Annotated in this window: 17 protein-coding genes and 1 riboswitch; of the genes, 5 read left to right on the top strand and 12 right to left on the bottom strand. The window is 42.3% G+C overall.

Features of this window, described 5'->3' with window-relative positions; all coding sequences use genetic code 11:
- Nucleotides 1–16: 16 nt before the first annotated feature.
- Nucleotides 17–1204 carry a methionine adenosyltransferase gene (gene metK / locus ROSEINA2194_RS06460; protein WP_007884701.1) on the bottom strand — a complete coding sequence of 396 codons (1188 nt, stop codon included), beginning with the start codon at nucleotides 1202–1204 and terminating at the stop codon, nucleotides 17–19.
- Between the two features lie 130 nt (nucleotides 1205–1334).
- Nucleotides 1335–1432, bottom strand: a riboswitch (SAM riboswitch).
- A gap of 302 nt (nucleotides 1433–1734) precedes the next feature.
- Between metK and ROSEINA2194_RS06455 the strand changes: the two genes are divergently transcribed.
- The 5 genes from ROSEINA2194_RS06455 to ROSEINA2194_RS06435 all read left to right on the top strand — a co-directional run bounded on the left by ROSEINA2194_RS06455 (nucleotide 1735) and on the right by ROSEINA2194_RS06435 (nucleotide 5921).
- A complete protein-coding gene (locus ROSEINA2194_RS06455) occupies nucleotides 1735–2853 on the top strand; it encodes an HD-GYP domain-containing protein (RefSeq protein WP_044927384.1) in 1119 nt (372 codons plus the stop codon).
- A gap of 501 nt (nucleotides 2854–3354) precedes the next feature.
- Nucleotides 3355–3771, top strand: a complete 417-nt coding sequence (locus ROSEINA2194_RS06450) for an immunity 70 family protein (protein ID WP_044927383.1) — start codon at nucleotides 3355–3357, stop codon at nucleotides 3769–3771.
- Nucleotides 3772–3901: 130 nt separating this feature from the next.
- Nucleotides 3902–4339 (top strand): radical SAM mobile pair system MarR family transcriptional regulator, encoded by a 438-nt coding sequence (locus tag ROSEINA2194_RS06445; protein ID WP_007884694.1) that lies wholly within the window; start codon nucleotides 3902–3904, stop codon nucleotides 4337–4339.
- A complete protein-coding gene (locus ROSEINA2194_RS06440; RefSeq protein WP_007884692.1) occupies nucleotides 4336–5025 on the top strand; it encodes a radical SAM mobile pair protein A in 690 nt (229 codons plus the stop codon). Before ROSEINA2194_RS06445 ends, ROSEINA2194_RS06440 begins: the two co-directional genes overlap by 4 nt.
- Nucleotides 5013–5921, top strand: a complete 909-nt coding sequence (locus tag ROSEINA2194_RS06435; protein WP_007884690.1) for a radical SAM mobile pair protein B — start codon at nucleotides 5013–5015, stop codon at nucleotides 5919–5921. The genes ROSEINA2194_RS06440 and ROSEINA2194_RS06435 overlap by 13 nt, the downstream gene beginning before the upstream one ends.
- A gap of 11 nt (nucleotides 5922–5932) precedes the next feature.
- Here ROSEINA2194_RS06435 and ROSEINA2194_RS06430 read toward each other — a convergent pair whose 3' ends face one another.
- The 11 genes from ROSEINA2194_RS06430 to ROSEINA2194_RS06380 all read right to left on the bottom strand — a co-directional run bounded on the left by ROSEINA2194_RS06430 (nucleotide 5933) and on the right by ROSEINA2194_RS06380 (nucleotide 19774).
- Complete coding sequence (locus tag ROSEINA2194_RS06430; RefSeq protein WP_118091880.1) at nucleotides 5933–6361, bottom strand: hypothetical protein; 429 nt, start codon at nucleotides 6359–6361, stop codon at nucleotides 5933–5935.
- 536 nt (nucleotides 6362–6897) lie between these two features.
- Entirely contained in the window at nucleotides 6898–8190 is a 1293-nt protein-coding gene (gene murA, locus ROSEINA2194_RS06425) for a UDP-N-acetylglucosamine 1-carboxyvinyltransferase (RefSeq protein WP_007884679.1), read from the bottom strand.
- A gap of 135 nt (nucleotides 8191–8325) precedes the next feature.
- Nucleotides 8326–9882 (bottom strand): M23 family metallopeptidase, encoded by a 1557-nt coding sequence (locus ROSEINA2194_RS06420; protein ID WP_007884677.1) that lies wholly within the window; start codon nucleotides 9880–9882, stop codon nucleotides 8326–8328.
- Nucleotides 9870–10388: a shikimate kinase gene (locus tag ROSEINA2194_RS06415; RefSeq protein ID WP_021922139.1), complete on the bottom strand. Its 519-nt coding sequence runs from the start codon at nucleotides 10386–10388 to the stop codon at nucleotides 9870–9872. The genes ROSEINA2194_RS06420 and ROSEINA2194_RS06415 overlap by 13 nt, the downstream gene beginning before the upstream one ends.
- Before the next feature lie 225 nt (nucleotides 10389–10613).
- On the bottom strand, nucleotides 10614–11717 hold the full coding sequence (locus ROSEINA2194_RS06410; protein ID WP_007884671.1) for a peptidyl-prolyl cis-trans isomerase: 1104 nt from the start codon (nucleotides 11715–11717) through the stop codon (nucleotides 10614–10616).
- A gap of 144 nt (nucleotides 11718–11861) precedes the next feature.
- Nucleotides 11862–15413 carry a transcription-repair coupling factor gene (gene mfd / locus ROSEINA2194_RS06405; protein WP_007884669.1) on the bottom strand — a complete coding sequence of 1184 codons (3552 nt, stop codon included), beginning with the start codon at nucleotides 15411–15413 and terminating at the stop codon, nucleotides 11862–11864.
- A gap of 77 nt (nucleotides 15414–15490) precedes the next feature.
- Complete coding sequence (pth, locus tag ROSEINA2194_RS06400) at nucleotides 15491–16063, bottom strand: aminoacyl-tRNA hydrolase (protein ID WP_044927382.1); 573 nt, start codon at nucleotides 16061–16063, stop codon at nucleotides 15491–15493.
- Nucleotides 16064–16111: 48 nt separating this feature from the next.
- The gene (locus tag ROSEINA2194_RS06395; RefSeq protein ID WP_007884666.1) at nucleotides 16112–16852 is read right to left on the bottom strand and encodes a sugar phosphate nucleotidyltransferase; all 741 of its coding nucleotides are present in this window, start codon (nucleotides 16850–16852) and stop codon (nucleotides 16112–16114) included.
- 190 nt (nucleotides 16853–17042) lie between these two features.
- The gene (gene spoVG / locus ROSEINA2194_RS06390) at nucleotides 17043–17309 is read right to left on the bottom strand and encodes a septation regulator SpoVG (protein WP_007884664.1); all 267 of its coding nucleotides are present in this window, start codon (nucleotides 17307–17309) and stop codon (nucleotides 17043–17045) included.
- A gap of 75 nt (nucleotides 17310–17384) precedes the next feature.
- Entirely contained in the window at nucleotides 17385–18503 is a 1119-nt protein-coding gene (gene glgD, locus ROSEINA2194_RS06385) for a glucose-1-phosphate adenylyltransferase subunit GlgD (protein ID WP_007884662.1), read from the bottom strand.
- Entirely contained in the window at nucleotides 18500–19774 is a 1275-nt protein-coding gene (locus tag ROSEINA2194_RS06380) for a glucose-1-phosphate adenylyltransferase (protein ID WP_021922134.1), read from the bottom strand. Before ROSEINA2194_RS06380 ends, glgD begins: the two co-directional genes overlap by 4 nt.
- Nucleotides 19775–19987 lie beyond the last annotated feature (213 nt).

Raw genomic sequence — 19987 nt, 5'->3', positions numbered from 1 at the left:
ATCTGCTCAACGCTGATTATAAATATTTCTTTAATGTTTCCGCCTTATCTGTTGCTTCCCACGGAAGATTTAAGTCTGTACGTCCGAAATGTCCGTAAGCTGCTGTTCCACGGTAAATTGGTCTTCTTAAGTCAAGCATTTTGATGATTCCTGCCGGGCGGAGATCAAAGTTCTCACGAACGATCTCAACCAGTTTTTCATCAGAAAGTTTTCCTGTTCCAAAAGTATCTACCATGATAGAGGTTGGCTGTGCAACACCGATTGCGTAAGACAACTGAATCTCACATTTTTCTGCAAGACCTGCTGCTACAATGTTCTTTGCAACGTAACGTGCTGCGTAAGCTGCGGAACGGTCAACCTTTGTACAGTCTTTTCCTGAGAAAGCTCCGCCGCCGTGACGGGCATATCCACCGTAGGTATCTACGATAATTTTACGTCCGGTAAGACCTGCATCACCGTGTGGTCCACCGATCACGAAACGGCCGGTTGGGTTGATGAAGAATTTTGTCTCTGCATCTACTAATTCTATTGGAAGGATTGGATCAAATACATATTTTTTGATATCCTCATGGATCTGTTCCTGTGTTACATCCTCGTCATGCTGAGTGGATAATACAACTGCCTCTAATCTCTTTGGCTTGCCATTCTCATCATACTCTACAGAAACCTGTGTTTTTCCGTCTGGTCTTAAATATTTTAATGTGCCGTCTTTGCGCACTTTTGTAAGCTGTAAAGCAAGTTTGTGTGCAAGGGAGATCGGATATGGCATTAACTCCGGTGTCTCATTTGTTGCATAACCAAACATCATACCCTGATCACCGGCACCAATTGCCTCTAACTGCTCGTCAGACATTTTGTTTTCTTTTGCTTCCAATGCTTTGTCAACACCCATAGCGATATCCGGAGACTGCTGGTCAAGCGCTACCATCACTGCACATGTATGTCCGTCAAAACCTGTTTTTGCGTCGTTGTATCCGATCTCGTTGACTGTTTTACGAACGATGGAAGGAATATCTAACTGTGCTTTTGTTGTAATCTCACCTGTTACAAGCACAAATCCTGTACAGCTTGCTGTCTCACATGCTACACGGCTCATTGGATCCTGTTCCATACATGCATCAAGGATGGCATCAGAGATGGCATCACACATTTTGTCCGGATGTCCTTCTGTAACGGACTCGGATGTAAATAATAATTTTTCCATTTGTTCTTTCCTTTCTTCTGGCTGTTCATTTGGTAACTAAAAAACTCCGCTGTCACAAACAAGCGGAGTTAATAAATCATCAGATTATCAAATCCTCTTATTGTTCGAACTATAAAATATAGTCTTGGATAAATCATCCAAATATTTGCTCGCTCAGGTAGGCACCTTCCGTAGAGGGGTTGCCGTGACTTCATAGATCCTATGTATCTCCATCACTCTGAATAAGAAAATTTTCCGTAATTAAAAATCTCTTTCTAATTACATCTTATACAATATTGAATTTTCAAATCTGTTTACACAGACTGAAACATAAACTGTTTCAAATCTCACGTGCTATACAATACTATCTAACCGCCTCTCTGTCAAGAGTTTTTTCAAAATGATATACAAACCATGTGGAATGTATACTACTATTTGTTCTTTCTAAAAAACTATATTTTATGGGAATTTCTGCCAGCAGTATCTATTGACTTTCATTTTGTGCAATCTTATACTATTTTATAATAAAATGTATAGATTGGGGTATGCAAATGACAAAATATTATCCAACGGATGAATTAGTACCAGGGATGGTAACTGCTGGAGAAGTCCGTACCAAAGGCGGTCAGTTGATCGTTGAAAATGGAGTTTCTCTCACGGATCGTCTCATTTCCCGCATTAAATTTTATGCGATCCCGCAGGTATCGGTCACAGAAGATCCAATTCCTGCCACAAAAAAAGAGGAACAAGTCGAAGTTCCTTCCCATGTTGTAAAACCGGAAGCCCAGGCACCTTCTTATTCGCAGAAGGTTGTCTGCTCTAAAGAATTCCAGAATTTTCAGATTTCCTATTCCAGAGTAATCGCCACTTACCGCACGGTTCTGGAAGATTGTGTCATCTATCATAAGTCTTTAAATTATGAACAGCTTCTGTCTGATACGAAGGAATTATATTATTCCTGCAAAACATCCTTAGAACTTTTTGATATGCTTCACAATATGCGCTCCGTAGAGGATTCGGTCTATGCACATTCACTGAATGTCTCTCTGATCAGCCGCAGACTTGGACGCTGGTTAAAGTTTTCACCCGAAGAATTAGACACACTGACCTTAGCAGGCGCCTTACATGATATTGGAAAATTAAAAATTCCTGCCGAAGTTCTCAATAAGCCTGGAAAATATACCGATGAGGAATTTGCCCTTGTAAAACAGCATCCAAAATTTGGTTATGACATATTAAAATCACTCCCATTAGACTCTCACGTGAAAAAAGCAGTTCTCTGCCATCACGAGAGAAGTGACGGCAGTGGTTATCCAACCGGTTTGTCTCAATCCGATATTGATGAATATGCGGCAATTGTTTCCATCGCAGACGTATACGATGCCATGACCGCTGCGCGCTCATACCGCGCACCGCTCTGTGTCTTCCAGGTAATTAACAATTTTGAACATGATGGTCTTTCCAAATATAATCCTAAATTTATTTTGACCTTCCTGTCCCATGTCGCAAGTACCTATCAGAATAACCGTGTACTTCTCAATGATGGACGTGTTGCAAATATCGTCATGTTAAACAAAAACCGTTTGTCAAAACCAATCATCCAGCTGATGGATGGAAGCTGCATTGATCTTTCGACTCAGCCTGACCTTCACATTCAATCAGTGTTATAACCGGAGTTTAACTTACCATAGAGCAGCAGATTTTGTGGTGCTTTTATAGGCTGCGAGGGGGCAGATATAAGCGTCCTCTCACAAGTCATGATCTTATAGGTTTATGAAAAGGAAAACGGTACAGACGAAATATGATGTTCCTGCTCGCCGGGCATTCCGACAAGCCTCTGAAGAGTCTTGTCTCCATGGCTCACAAAGGAAATCATATTTGTCTGTACCGTTTTTCTTTCATTTACGCTGTGAATGACTTGTGAGAGGACGCTTATACATGCCCAATTTACGCTATGAATTGCACCACAAAATCTGCAATTTACGTTATGGAACCCACGGTTATGGGATGAGTGCCTATAGGATCAAAACTCAATCTGCATTCTTGAAATAAATGAATTAGGTTTTTTTAATGAATTTTAACGGAATAAAATAGAATTGTATATGTAATTATGGTAGAATATGACATTAATGATTTTGTCAATCGGAATTTACAGGAAGGAAATTAGACACATGGCTGTCGGATTCAAAGTTGCGTTCTTTTACTATCAAATAGGACATGGAGATTTTCTACACTCCTTTTTCTCAACAGTTTCTTATAATTTAGAAAACGGGAAATGGGGTAGCAGATTCCCAACGATTATGAATGAGCTATATCAAGGAACATTGGATAAAGATAACGTCGAAACAGCCATAGAGGAACTGAAAAAGATTCAGTTAGAGCTCCAAGCGTTTAGTCCGGATAAGGTGGTTTGGGATATTGACGATTTGTCTAATCAACCGCCTTGGGGCAAAAATATCAGCAATGATATTACCAACCTATCTAATTACTTTGTGACAAGCGATGGAGAAGACTTCATTACGATATTTTTCAACGCCTTGGAAAAAGCAAAAAAAATGCAAATTGATTTGACTATTGAGAACGTATAAGGAGAGCGCAGACAGATTCCAGTTTGGAGAATTGAAAAAAACGGAATTTACCTATTAAGACATATAAACTCTTGACAATAAAGCTCCTATATAGTATGTTTTTAATAAACTACTATATAGGAGCTTTTGTATGGAAATGAATGGAGGATTTCTTGTCACCAAAATAAAACAGCTTGGAGACCGGATTTTCGAGAAGATTCTCAGTGAAAAGAATATTGATGCGTTTAATGGAGCCCAGGGGCGTATTCTTTATGTGCTGTGGCAGGAGGATGGTATCTCAATCAGGTCACTCTCGACTAAATGCGGATTAGCGATAACATCTCTTACTACGATGCTGGAAAGAATGGAAAATCAAGGGCTGATAAGCCGTGTTCAGTCTGAAACGGACAAAAGGAAAACACTCCTGTTTCTTACTGAGAAAGCACATGCCTTAAAGGGCGAGTATGATTCTGTATCTGATGAGATGGGCAGTATTTACTACAAAGGTTTTTCAGAGGAAGAAATTATCCGGTTTGAGGAATGCCTCGACCGCATCAGAAAGAATCTTGAGGAGTGGCAGAAGTCATGAGTATTTGTATCAAAGATCAGATTCAGAACATGAATATCGTCATTGGCTGCACAGTGGGGTGTGCATATTGTTATGCCCGCAACAACGTGAAACGCTGGCATATGATTGATGACTTCGCTGACCCTGAATTCTTTCCGGGTAAGCTCAAGATGATGGAAAAGAAACGTCCGCAGAACTTTCTTCTTACCGGGATGAGCGATCTCTCCGGATGGAAGCCGGAATGGAGAGACGAGGTATTTGCAAAGATCCGTGAAAATCCACAGCATCAGTTCCTGTTCCTTACCAAGCAACCTGATTTGCTGGATTTTGATACCAATCTGGAAAACGCATGGTTTGGCGTTACGGTGACGAGGAAAGCAGAACTGTGGCGTATCGACGCCCTTCGGAAAAACGTCAGAGCAAAACATTACCATGTTACCTTTGAGCCGTTATTCGACGATCCCGGCACAGTTGACCTTTCCGGAATCAATTGGATCGTTGTCGGCACCATGACCGGAGCTCAGAACAGGAAGATTCATACGGAGCCGGAATGGGCATGGTCTCTGGCGAATCAGGCACATAAGCTCGGCATTCCGGTGTTTATGAAGGAAGACCTTGTCCCTATCATAGGGGATGAAAATATGATTCAGGAAATGCCGGAAGAATTTAATAAAGTGTTAGAGGTACAGAAATCATGGAAGAAGTAATAAATGGAATCCTCATTCGTGAGGTGGAAACAAAGAACATCATGACTAAGTCTAGTCTGCCGGTAGGCGGTTACTCGGTCAATCCCTATGTGGGCTGTACACATGCCTGCAAGTATTGCTATGCTTCATTTATGAAGCGCTTTACCGGGCACAAGGAGGAATGGGGCACTTTCCTTGATGTGAAGCATTGGCCGGAAATTAAAAATCCGAAGAAATATGCCGGACAGCGGGTGGTCATCGGTTCTGTGACAGATGGCTACAATCCACAGGAGGAGCAATTCGGGAATACCAGAAAACTTCTGGAGCAGCTGATTGGCAGTGACGCAGATATTCTGATCTGCACAAAGTCGGATCTTGTGGTACGGGATATTGATCTGCTGAAGAAGCTTGGACGTGTAACCGTTTCATGGTCGATCAACACACTGGATGAAAATTTCAAGAACGATATGGACTCTGCTTCGAGCATTGAGCGCCGTATCACTGCTATGAAGCAGGTATATGAAGCAGGTATCCGTACAGTCTGTTTCGTATCCCCGGTATTCCCCGGCATCACGGATTTTGAAGCGATCTTTGAGCGGGTAAAGGATCAGTGCGATCTGTTCTGGCTCGAAAATCTCAATCTTCGAGGCGGTTTCAAAAAGACAATTATGGATTATATCGCCGGAAAATATCCTGATCTTGTACCACTTTACGACGAGATCTATAACAAGCATAACCGCAGCTACTTTGAAGCACTTGAAGTAAAAGCAGAGAAAATGGCTAAGAAGTATGATTGTGCCTTTGTGGATAATGAAATGCCTTATGGCAGAGTCCCGCAGGGACATCCGGTGATCGTAGATTATTTCTATCATGAGGAAATCCGTGGGACAGAGAATACCGGAAAAAGAAATCGCTAACTACCAAGTTGTCACGCTGATTTCCGCCAGAACAATCCTTCTGAAGCTGCAATTTTCTCAAACAACATACACATTTCTTCATCTGGATTATAAATGCTTATATTTAAGCAATCCCATCCAAACTGGAGAAGCACATCTTTACTTGTAAATAATATATTTACATCACCAGAATGGCTTTCCAGTATAGTATCAATGATTTTTGTTACTTGTTCGGGGGTTGGCTGTTCAATCCATTTGCCCCAATGAACAGATACAGGATAATAACACATCGCTTTCAAAATAACGCCAACAAATCTATCTCTTAACCCACAGTAATCATAGTGGTTGAGTAGATAAGTTTCTACTTCAAAAAACTGTCCACCACAATTCATGGGTACTTGTTTAGGGAGGAAATCCATTATATAGCACGGGGTTTCCAAGAGTTTGTCAATTATGTTCACTTAATCACGCTCCTTTAACAACTTCCGATTGACAAAATCATTAATATCATATTCTACCATAATCACATATGCAATTCTATTTTATTCCGCTAAAATTCATTAAAAAACCTAATTCATTTATTTCAAGAATGCAGATTGAGTTTTGATCCTATAGGCACTCATCCTATCCCCAGCGAGTTCCATAACGTAAATGGCAGATTCTGTGGTGCAATCCATAACGTTGACTGGGCAAATATAAGCGTCCTCTCACAAGTCATTCACAGCGTAAATGAAAGAAAAACGGTACAGACAAATATGATTTCCTTTGTGAGCCATGGAGCTGGGATTCTAACAATCATGGAAGCTTCAGCTGAACATGATTGTTGTTCAGAAGCCCAGCGGAATGCCCGGCGAACAGGAACATCATATTTCGTCTGTACCGTTTTTCTTTTCATAAACCTATAAAATCACGACTTGTGAAAGACGCTTATATCTGCCCCTTCAAGCCCTAAGAAAGCACCGCAGAATCTGCGACACTACGCCAATTAAACTCCGGTTTAAGAAACCTTGAGTGTGAATTTCTGAATTTCTTTTTCTGTACTCACTTTCTCGATAACCGCGCCAAGAGACGCCAGTTTTGCTTCAAATTCTTCATATCCACGTTCAATATAGTAAATATCATCTACAACTGTAATTCCTTCTGCCGCAAGACCTGCGATTACAAGTGCTGCTCCGGCGCGAAGATCGGGAGCATTCACTCTTGCCCCGGTATATTTTTCCGTTCCATTGATGATCGCAATATTGCTCTCTACCTTAATGTTGGCACCCATACGTGTCAATTCATCAACATACTTGAAACGATTCTCGAAAATACTCTCAGTCACTGTACTTGTTCCCTCAGAAATTCCAAGAACAACTGCCATCTGTGGCTGCATATCTGTTGGGAATCCCGGGTATGGAAGTGTTGTCACCTGTGTATGATGAAGCGGTTTGGAAGCCACAACACGCACTGCATCGTCAAATTCTTCCACTTCACATCCAATTTCTAAAAGTTTTGCTGTAGTTGCCTCCAAATGCTTCGGAATGACATTCTTTACGGTGACATCTCCTTTTGTTGCAGCCGCTGCAAACATAAAGGTTCCTGCCTCAATCTGATCCGGGATAATAGAATACTCTGTCTTGTGGAGTTTTTCCACACCGACAATCCGGATTACATCCGTACCAGCACCACGGATCTGCGCACCCATGCTGTTTAAGAAGTTCGCAACATCCACCACATGTGGCTCTTTTGCTGCGTTCTCAATAATTGTTTTTCCCTCTGCCATAGAAGCTGCCATCATAATGTTAATGGTTGCTCCGACAGATACTTTATCCAGATAAATATGGGTTCCTGTCAGCTTTTCTGCGGATGCAAGAACAAGCCCATGTTTAATATCAACATTGGCGCCTAATGCACTGAATCCCTTTAAATGCAGATCGATTGGACGGCTTCCGATATTACATCCACCCGGAAGTGCCACTTCTGCTCTTTTATATTTTCCTAACAAAGCACCGATCAGATAATAAGATGCTCTGATTTTTCTGATATATTCATTGTCAACATTAAAATCACGGATAAATGATCCATTGATCTTAACAGTGTGAGCGTCGATTCGGTCGACTTTTGCTCCAATTTCCTGAATTGCGTTTAATAATACATTAATATCTCTCACGTTTGGGAGATTCTCTATCGTAACAGTTTCATCCGTCATTACGGCTGCAGAAAGGATTGCCAGTGCCGCATTTTTTGCTCCGCCAATCTCAACTTCTCCAACCAAAGGATTTCCACCTTTAATTACATATTGTTCCATATCACACCTCTATGAACATTTTCGTCCAGTCTGCCATCAACTTACAGACTTATCGAATGGTTGCATACAAACACATTATTATAGTAACCATTATATCTTTTTGTCAAGCGGTTCTTTCTTCCGCTTATTATATCATTACTGACCAATATAATTCAATGGATTTACTGCAACTCCATTGATATAAATCTCAAAATGAACATGTGGACCTGTAGATCTTCCGGTACTTCCGCTCAGTGCAATGCTCTGTCCCTGTTCTACCCACTGACCTGCTGATACCAGTAATTTACTGTTATGTGCATATCGTGTCATTCTGCCATCCGGATGGCTGATGACAACATTATTGCCATATCCTTTGCTGTAACCGGCACTGACAACAGTTCCTGCACTGGATGCATAAACGGTTGTTCCGACCGGGCATCCCCAGTCAACGCCCTTGTGCATTCTTCCCCAGCGGCGTCCGAATCCTGATGTGAAATGCCCACCTGCCAATGGTTTGATATACGTTGGCGGCGTGATTGTTCCCTGCTCAATGATTGCCGGTGTCGATTCCACCATGATCGTCTGATGCGCAAGCTCCCTCGCAACCTCAATTCCATTTTCATAGGTGACAATGTCATTACGCTCTCTGTGTCCGGTCGTGCCTTCCTGGTGTACCACCTGTTTTGTCGTATACCATTCATCATTTTTTATGATGGTCGGCTCTGCGTTATAATCCTCTTCATAGACTTCACCTTTTTTAATGCGAAGGCTTAAATCCGGTTCCGGCACTGCAATGATGATCTCCTGTCCCGGATAAATCCTTACCTCTGCATTGTCAAATCCGTTCAATGCCATGATATTGGCTACTGTTGTATCATGATCCATCGCGATAACAGAAAGTACATCACCACTCTCTACTACATATATTTTATTCGTTTCTTTTTCTTTTGTGACTTCTTCTACCTGTGTTTCCACATCCGACAGTGCATCCCCGGAAATGTACTTCTCATACACTTCGACACGCTCTATAAATTCCATTCCAATGGTTCCCGTCTCGTAACTGTCATCCCTTGGATTTGCCATTGCGTATTCCATCTGATAGGTAAATGCCCCATTGGCTCCGGCAGACACCTGATCTGCAAGCGTCACCTCCGGTGTCACCTCTGTATTCTCTTTCGGATCAACTTCTGTCAGCTGTGCTGTATAAATACCACTGATATGTCCGGCTTCTTTGGAAATCTGTGTTGTATACTGTCCTTCCGTATCAGCCTCATTTTTGACCGTATTCAAAAATTCCGTCACTTCGTCCATACTTTTGAAATTTCCGCGATAGCCTTCAATTGCTACTGTGTAAGCCCGCACCTGTGTTTCAATTTCTGATACTTTCATTTTCTCCTTTAAGGCTTCTTTTAATGCATCTTCTGTCATCAAAGGAGTAAACCAATCATTGGCTTTACTGGAAGAATATTCATAATCCATGCAGAGTGGTTCATCGCTCTCTGCTGCAAGTTCTCGGCGCACCTCATGCACCGCATCATCGACTGATACATGACCTGCAATATTTCCTACAAGTTCTCCATTAAAATAAACCTGCTGGTATTTCTGTCCGATCGTAACTTTCTGTGAAACTGCAAAAAACAGTAAAACCAAAAATAAACCCGCTATCACAAATAGTTCTATGATCACTTTTTTTGTCAACTCTATTTTTTGCATTTCTTTTCATTCCTCAAACTCAAAATTTTATCAATGGTCTGCTCCACATTCAGACCATATTCGTTTACCGTGATATCTGCATATTTTTCATATAACGGAACACGTTCCTCATACAGATCTTTTAAAGTCTGTCCATCTTTTAAAACAACACCACGACCTTTGATGTCGCTCAGTCTTCTGTTTAACTCTTCAAATGGAAGCTGTAAATAAACCACAGTTCCTATGCTTTTCAAATGTTCCATCGCTTCTTTTCCATAGACAACACTTCCGCCTGTGGCAATGATCGAATGGTCGACCTCAAGCGAGCTGTTCACTCGGTTCTCCACTGCGATAAAACCGTCTGTTCCAACTTCCTCAATGATCTCCTTTAAAAGCTTGCCTTCCTCTTTCTGGATCACAAGATCTGCATCTACAAATTCATATCCTAAAACTTTCGCAAGAATGACACCTGCGGTGCTTTTTCCCACTCCAGGCATTCCGATCAGTACTATATTATCTTTTTTCATTGCTGCAAGATTCCTCTTATTATTCTTTCTTCCGCAGTGCATGTACACTTCGGTTTTCCGCTATGTCTGCACGTCTCAGCTGCTGATACACATCTTTTTTTAGAATAGCATAAACGTTCCCTTTGCACAAGCACAACTGTGCGGCTGCACATCTGGGTAAAGTAAAAAACAGGATAATCTCCAAAGCTGTATGCTTTCTCTGATTATCCTGTCTCTTTTTTTCTATTATTGTACAGATTCTGTGCCTTCCACTGCCTCTGTATTCTCTGTCACTGCATTGTCTGTTGTGCTGCTTTCGGTAGTCTCTGTTGTCTCTGTTGATTCTACGGTTGTTGTGAATAAGTTGTCAAATGTAACTTTATCCCACACTTTATCTTTTAATACCCACTCTGCTTCATCTTTCCAGCCCTGAAGGACTTCATTATATAAGTCGCTCTGACGCTGGCTGATGATCTCCTGTCTGTGTTCCTCTGTGGCATCTGCATCTGTGATCTCGTCAAGGCGGAGCACATAATAATAATTATCTGTCTCCACTACGTCAGAGAGCTCACCCTCGCTCTTAAGTCCCTCTAATGCGTTCAACACTTCTTCATCCAATGTGGTGTTATCTGATGAAAATGTACCTGTACTCACCGTATATCCATACTCATCTGCGGCTGTATCAAGTGTCGTGTCTGCTGCTGCATCATGGAATTTCTGAACTGTATCTGCAAGTTCTGCTTTCTCATCATCTGTATATTCCTGTGTATTTCCGTCTGCATCTTTATAACTGGTTTTCGATACATTGACATAACTATATGCACTTGTGTTGGCATCTGCATCACTGACATTTGTGTCTGCATCTGCAATGATCGCTGCACGCATTTTACTCTGAACTGTCACTAAGGTAAGATATTCCTTCACAATGTCTTCTGTTGCTCCGAGTGCATTGACCGCCTTATCATCATTGTCTGCCATGAACTGTGCTGCTGTCTCTGCGATTTTTGCAGTCTCATCATCGGTCAGTGTCACGTCATAATCTGCCATATGATTCTGTAAAATATATAAATTTTCAATCATCTCGATGACACTGTTCTTCGTGTTATCTTCCATGGTTGTTCCATTGTTATACAGATCGGATGACCACACATCGTCTCCAAAATAAGCTCTGTAAAAATCATCTGCCTCCGCCTGCTGCAGACGCGCTGCAAAATTAGCTACTCCTAACTTAATTTCCTGTCCATCTAAGGTTGCAACGGTTTCATTTTTATTTATGCCGCCACATCCCACTAACATAGATGCTGCTAAAACACTACTTACGAGCAGTGTTGTAAATCTCTTTGCCTTCATAAATCCTCCTTGTTTTGCGGAGCAAAATGCGACTGCCCCTGCGGGAGCAGAGGATTTAGCCTCCTAAATGTATCCACTCGATTTTCATACATGGATAGTCACTTTTCCTATTATAGTGCTTTTTTACCGGTGCCGCAAGATTTTTCACTCTTTTTTCACAGAGTCCTGCGCAATCTTTAATTTTTCCTGCACACCATTTAAAAAATCTTCTATCACTGTTCTGGCATCCACATTCTTTTCCCTGGAATTTTTCTTCAAAAAATAAGTAAAATACGGTGCTTTGGCATCCATGGTAAACTTCAGGTTATTGCCATAAGATGCGATAAACTCCGGGATTTTTGCCACGTCAAGTTTCGCTTTCCCATAAAGTGTGAACTTCACAGTATCCGCTTTTTGTGAAATCTCTGTCATATAAACTGCATGCGCCAATGACTTTATTTTTGCAATGTAAAGCAGATTTTCCACTGGTTTTGGTGGATCACCGAAACGGTCGATCAGCTCCTCTAACATCTCCTCCGTCTCCTCATCCGTCTGGATATCTGCAATACGTTTGTAGATATCAAGCTTCTGCACCTCATTTGGAATGTATCCCATCGGAATATAGGCATCGATATCAATGTCGATCGTCGTATCAAAGCTTTCCTCCTGCTTCATACCCTTCGCCTCTTTGACTGCCTCGTTTAACATCTTGCAGTAGAGGTCATAGCCGACCGCCTCCATATGCCCGTGCTGCTCTGCGCCGAGCAGATTTCCTGCGCCACGGATCTCAAGGTCTCGCATGGCAATTTTAAAACCACTGCCGAGCTCCGTGTACTCTTTGATCGCAGCGAGACGTTTCTCTGCGACTTCTTTTAACATCTTATCGCGCTTATACATTAAAAACGCATACGCTGTCCGGTTTGAGCGTCCCACGCGTCCGCGAAGCTGATAGAGCTGTGACAGCCCCATGTTGTCCGCATCATGGATGATCATGGTGTTGACATTGGAAATATCGAGTCCTGTCTCAATGATCGTCGTCGACACAAGCACGTCGATCTCTCCATTGATAAACTTGTACATGATATTTTCCAGTTCGGTCTCTTTCATCTGTCCATGCGCATAGGCGACATTCGCCTCCGGCACAAGCTCTGCGATCTTCGCTGCCACATCCGCGATCTCTTTCACGCGATTGTATACATAATACGCCTGTCCGCCACGCGCCAGCTCTCTGGATATTGCTTCCCGCACAAGCTCCTCATTATATTCCATCACATAAGTCTGGATCGGGATTCGATCCATAGGCGGTTCTTCCAACACACTCATGTCACGGATTCCGATCAGACTCATATGCAGTGTTCTTGGGATTGGTGTCGCGGTTAAAGTGAGCACATCAATGTTATTTTTTAACTGCTTAATCTTTTCCTTGTGAGTGACACCAAAACGCTGTTCCTCGTCGATCATCAGAAGTCCAAGATCTTTGAACACCACATCTTTCGATAAAAGACGGTGTGTACCAATAATGATATCCACCTGACCTTTTTTCAGTTTTTCTAATGTCTTTTTCTGCTCACCTGCAGAACGAAAACGGCAGAGCAGATCGATATTCACCGGAAAATCCTTCATGCGCTGTACAAAATTGTTGTAATGCTGCTGCGCCAAAATGGTTGTTGGCACCAAAAATGCAACCTGTTTCCCATCCTGCACCGCCTTAAACGCCGCACGGATGGCAATCTCAGTCTTACCATAGCCAACGTCACCGCAGATCAGACGATCCATGATCTTCGTGCTCTCCATATCTTTTTTCGTTGCCTCGATCGCAAGGTCCTGATCTTCCGTCTCCTCGAATGGGAACATCTCCTCAAACTCGCGCTGCCAGACAGTATCCGGCCCATAGGCAAAACCGCGCTCACTCTGCCGCACTGCGTATAAACGCACCAGATCTCCTGCAATCTCTTTGACCGCTCCGCGGACTTTCGTCTTGGTCTTATTCCATTCCTGTCCACCAAGTTTATTTAATTTCGGCTTTTTAGCGTCCGCACCGGCATATTTCTGGATCAGTTCCAGCTGTGTCGCCAGAATATAGAGATTTCCACCTCCGGCATACTCAATCTTGATATAATCCTTCACGGTCTTGTCTACTTCGATTTTTTCAATGCCACGGTAAATTCCAAGTCCATGATTTTCATGCACGACATAGTCACCGATATTCAGATCAGTAAAACTGGCGATTTTCTCACCCTCATACATGCGGTGGCGTTTCTTTTTCTTCTTTTCCGAGCCAAAAATATCACTCTCAGAAATCACAACGAACTTGACTGCCGGATACTCATACCCTTTTTTCACCTTGCCATATCCTGTCATGATCTCTCCCGGACTTAAAACACGGTCAAAGTCTTCCGAGTAAAATGCCGGAAGCTCCTCGTTCATCAGATCTTCCGCAAGACGTTTTGCACGGGTTCTCGAACTCGATAGTAAGATCATGCGGTATCCGTTTTTCTTATAGTGCTTCAGGTCTTTCACAAGAAGCTCAAAACTGTTGTTGTAAGGATTCACAGTACGGCTTTCGATTGCGATGCGGTCTTTGATGTTTAACTGGTTACACTTCATATCCAGTGCAACCATTGCCACACATCGTCTCTGATTTATTTGGGCAAGTATTTCTTTGCAGGAAAAAAGTTCGCGCATCTGTCCCGGAAGAATGTATCCTTTTTCCAGACGTTGTTTCATACTCTCGGAAAACTCGGTTTCTGTGGACTGTCCACGCTCGATCGTGCGCACTGTCTCATCCAGAAATACGATGGAATCTTCTTTTTTCAGATAATCTAATAAAGATACCCTCTCCTCACAAAAATAGGACAGATAGGCATCCAGTCCTGCGGTAATGCCGTATTCCATCGTCTCTTCCGCAATCTGGTCTGCCATGGATTTTACGCGGTAAGCCTCCTCGGTCTTCATCTCTTTGCGGAACTTTTCTGCGGCTTTTTCTGCCTCTTTCTGAATCTTTGCGACACCATTCCTCCGCTCTTCTTCCGTCAGGACAAGTTCACACGCCGGATAAATATAGATCTCCTCAAGATTTTCGATGGAACGCTGGCTCTCCGGATCAAACGAGCGGATGGAATCGACCTCATCGCCCCAAAGTTCGATTCGAAACGGCGTTTCCTCGGTCAACGGAAAAATATCAATGATTCCGCCGCGCACAGAAAATTCTCCCATAGTCTCTGCCTGATAGTTTTTCTCATATCCAAGCTCTACCAGATGTCTGGTCAGTTCATTTAACTCCACGGTATCGCCCACAGAGATTTTCTTCACTGCCTGGATAAACTTTTCCGGGGCGGGCATCGGATTCATCAGACCGTCAAACGTAGTAATAATCGTACATTCCTTCTCCTCAGCCATCATTTTCAGGGCATTGATACGTTCTGATGTCAGAACATTTCCACGGATATCCGACTGATAAAATAGAATATCTTTCGCCGGATAATATGCCACGTTTTTATCAAAAAAACGGTATTCTTCCAACAATTCTTTCGCTTTTTGCTCATGAAAAGTAACAATGATTCTGTTGCCAGAACCATTATGAACACTGTATACAATATGTGGTTTTACTGCGTCAATGCAGCCGGAAACCAAAATGACTCCCTCAGTCTTCTGCACTGCCTGCTCTAACTCTTCATAACCCTGCAGTTGTGTTAAGGGTTCAGTGAATGCTCTCACGCCGTCGCGCTCCTCTCTGCAGCCCGGAATTCTCCCACTTTCATAATCTTAATACTCATTACTGTAAATGTTTTGTTTTACTTGTTTTTACTATTGTAATCATTCATTGCCTTGTCGACTTCGCCCTGCATCATCAAAACGGTGGCATCCATCGCATGTCCGATCGCTTCCTCCACTTTGGCGCGGTCTTCGGTACTGAAATGTCCCAACACATAGTCTGCCAGATCCCAGCCCTTCGGCTTCTCGCCGACACCGACTTTGATGCGCATAAAATTCTGCGTGCCTGTCATGGCAATAATATTTTTGATTCCGTTATGTCCACCGGCACTTCCTTTTTTGCGGATACGGATATTACCCGGTTCTAAGCTGATATCATCGAAAACGACAATCAGTTCCGATTCCGGATCCAATTTATAATAATTGACCAGTTCTGCCACACTCTCACCGCTTAAGTTCATGTAAGTCTGCGGCTTCGCCAGCACAACTTTCATTCCTTCAATGACACCTTTTCCGCAAAGTGCCTTGTGCTTGTTCTCACTGATACTAATATTATATTTATCTGCCAAGGCATCCATGACATCAAAGCCGATATTGTGCCTTGTCTTTTCGTACTGCTTTGTTGGATTGCCTAATCCTACAATTAAAAACATGTCCTGCCCTCCTCTGCTTTCCATAGTTAATTGCGAAACTCCGGCAGATTATTTTGCAGTTCTCGCGCGGATGATCTCAGCGGCGGCGGCTAACTGCTCCTGATCGTTGACCCCTGTGATATCTTCCGGATCATCGAGTGCAAATGCATCTACTTTAAGTCCTTTGTTTTTGATGATGGTAAGGGTATCCGGCAGATAGTACTCGCCCTGCGCGTTGTTCGGTGTCAGCTTATCGAGTGCTTCCTTTAATTCTTTTGTATCGAAAATGTACATACCGGAATTGATCTCGTGAGACTCTAACTCTTCCGGTGAAGCGTCTTTGTGCTCTACGCTCTTCACAAATCTGCCTTCCGCATCGCGGATAATTCTTCCGTATCCGGTTGGATTGTCGATCATCGCAGAAAGTACCGTAACTGTATTTCCGTTTTTCTTATGATGCTCTGCCAGGCGGTTTAATGTTTCTGCTGTGATAAGTGGTGTATCACCAAATAAAATCAGCGTCTGTCCCTCATCCCCTAAGAAATCTCTGGCACATTTTACTGCATGACCGGTTCCCAACTGTTCTTCCTGTAATGCAAATTTCACATTTTTATGAGAAATGCTATTCTCCACTACTTCATGTTTATATCCTACTACCAGACAGATATCATCTGCGCCTGCTCCGATTGCTGCGTCAATTGCATAATCTACCAGACATTTTCCCTCGATCGTGTGAACCACTTTCGGAAGATCTGATTTCATCCGGGTTCCTTTTCCTGCTGCAAGAATGACTGCTTTTAACTGTTCCATTGTTCTGTTCCTCTCAATATGATGAAATAATTTCCATTGTTCTATTCCGTATGTTCTATTTTACAGAAGATTTTGGATTTGGCAAGTAAGGAATGCAACTTTTATTTCTGCATGAATGCGTATATTTTTCTCATCAACATAAGCAAAAAACGAGCCGCTATCCCCATAGCGGCCCGCTCATCTGCAGTTCTTATTCTTCCACAGCCATTGTTTCCTGATACTTTTCAAGGATCAGTTTCTGAATACGGTCTCTTGTATCGGAATTGATCGGATGTGCGATATCACGGTATTCCCCGTCTGCTGCCTTTCTGCTTGGCATCGCAATGAATAATCCTTTCTCTCCTTCAATGATCTTAATATCATGTACCACAAATTCTTCATCTATGGTAATGGAAACTACGGCTTTCATTTTTCCTTCTTTTTCAACTTTTCTAATTCTGACGTCTGTAATCTGCATGATGTCTCAGTCCCCCTTTTCAGTCTTCATCTAAAGCAAGTTTTTGTCACCTTGTCGGTAAATCTGCGCTCCCGGCTATAACACATATCTCTCATTGTTCTCAGATACGATCTTAATTCCATTCTCACCACAATAGTATGTGTTGGCTTTCAATGTATCACGGCTCTCAACGATACAGTTTTCAATATGTGTATTATCTCCAATATAAACATCGTTTAAAATAATGGAATTCTTGATCACACAATTCTTTCCGACAAATACCTTTTTAAATAAGATAGAATTTTCAACCTTACTGTTGATAATACATCCGCTTGCGATCAGGCTGTTTTTCACGTCTGATCCTGCATTATATTTTGCAGGTGGAAGATCATCCACTTTCGAGAAAATTCCCGGTTCTTCTTTAAAGAAGTAATTTCTGACTTCCGGTTTTAAGAAGTCCATATTCGTCTGGTAATAAGAATCCACGGATGCAATATTGCTCCAGTATTCTTTCATCTTATAACCATAGATACGCTTCATATTCTTATAACGGATCAGGATATCCGTTACAAAATCCCATCTTCCCTCATCAGCACTCCGCTCTAACATCTCAATGAGCTGTCTTCTGCGGACAATGTAGATACCTGTAGAAATCGTATTGGACTGGGAAACCATTGGTTTCTCCTCAAACTCAACGATTCTGGAATCCTCATTCATGCGGACAACACCAAAACGGCTGACATCCACATTCGGATCCATATCTTTGCACACAACGGTGATATCTGCTTTCTTCTCGATATGGTAATCAAGGACTTTGTTAAAATCAAGTTTGTATACACAGTCACCACTGCTGATGATGACATATGGCTCATGACGTTTTTTCAGGAAACTGATATTCTGGTACATCGCATCTGCTGTGCCACGGTACCACCAGCTGTTATCCACTGTTACAGTTGGGTTGAATACATATAAACCACCCTGTTTACGTCCGAAATCCCACCATTTGGAAGAACTTAAATGTTCATTCAGGGATCTTGCACTGTACTGTGTCAGCACTGCCACTGTCTGTACATGAGAATTACTCATATTGCTCAGAGCGAAGTCGATGCTCCGGTAACTGCCTCCGATCGGCATTGCTGCAATTGCTCGTTTGTTCGATAATTCCTGCATGCGGCTGTTATTACCGCCAGCTAAAATAATTCCTACTGCCTTCATTCTGAGTCACCTGCCTTAATAATTACTTCACCGCTGTCAAGAATTCCTTCCGGATAATCTTCTTTTGTGGTCTTGCCGGAAATTGCAGTGTTCTTTCCGACTGAGACGTTCGATGGAACTTCGGAATCCTCTCCGATCGTCACAAGACCAAAGGAGTAAATCTTCTCATTGAACTTGTTCGGTTTTTCCTCTCCAACGCCTAATGTAACGTTATCACCAATGCTGCAGTTTTCAGCAATAATTGCTTTGTCTATGACGACATTCTCACCGATCTGGGTTCCCTTCATAATAATGGAATCTCTCACGACACTGCCCTTGCCGATCGTAACGCCGGCTCCGATGACAGAACTGTGAACCTCTCCGTAAATCTCAGATCCCTCTCCGATGATACTCTTCTCAACAATACTGTCTGCTGACAGATACTGCGGCTGGATAATATCACTCTTCGTGTAAATCTTCCAGTATTCCTCATACAGGTTGAATTCCGGGATCAGATCGATCAGTTCCATATTGGCTTCCCAATAAGAGCCAAGCGTTCCTACATCTTTCCAGTATCCATTATACTCGTAAGCAAACAGACGCTGTTTCTTCTCGTGGCAGTAAGGAATGATGTGCTTACCAAAGTCACAGTTGCTCTGATCTTTCATTGCAGTCAGAGCTTCCTTCAATACCTTCCAGCTAAATATGTAGATTCCCATTGAGGCTAGATTACTTCTTGGATGTTCCGGTTTCTCTTCAAAATCCTGAATTCGTTTATCTTCATCTGCGATCACAATACCAAAACGGCTTGCCTCCTCTAATGGAACAGGCATTGTGGCAATTGTAACATCTGCGTTATTTTCCTTATGGAAATCAAGCATGACTTCATAATCCATCTTGTAGATATGGTCACCAGATAAAATCAGTACATATTCCGGATTGTACTGCTCCATGTAATTCATATTCTGATAAATTGCATTGGCAGTTCCTGAATACCACTCACTGTTATTACTCTTCTCGTATGGTGGAAGTACTGTTACTCCTCCGTTATTACGGTCAAGATCCCACGGAATACCAATTCCGATATGGGTATTCAAACGTAATGGCTGATACTGTGTCAATACACCAACCGTATCAATTCCGGAGTTAATGCAGTTGCTCAATGGAAAATCGATAATACGATACTTGCCTCCAAATGCAACTGCCGGTTTTGCAACTTTTGATGTCAGGACACCTAAACGGCTTCCCTGACCTCCCGCTAATAGCATTGCTATCATTTCTTTTCGAATCACGTCAATCACCTCTCGTCACTTTCTAGTCAATCTAGTCCTCTTGATATTTCAAGTATATCACAACCATTTTTCAATGTACATCATTTTACACAATTTTTTCAGTAAATTTTTTCTTTTTTTTGACATTTTATACAAATATGTGTGTTTGTCCTGTTTTTTTCGTCAAAATAGCTAACATGGAATTGTCCGAAAAGAATTTGCAAATTCCTGATA

The sequence above is a fragment of the Roseburia inulinivorans DSM 16841 genome (assembly GCF_000174195.1).
Lineage (GTDB): Bacteria > Bacillota > Clostridia > Lachnospirales > Lachnospiraceae > Roseburia > Roseburia inulinivorans.
The sequence above is the reverse complement of the archived record's forward strand: the minus strand, read 5'-3'. Positions and strand labels throughout refer to the sequence as shown.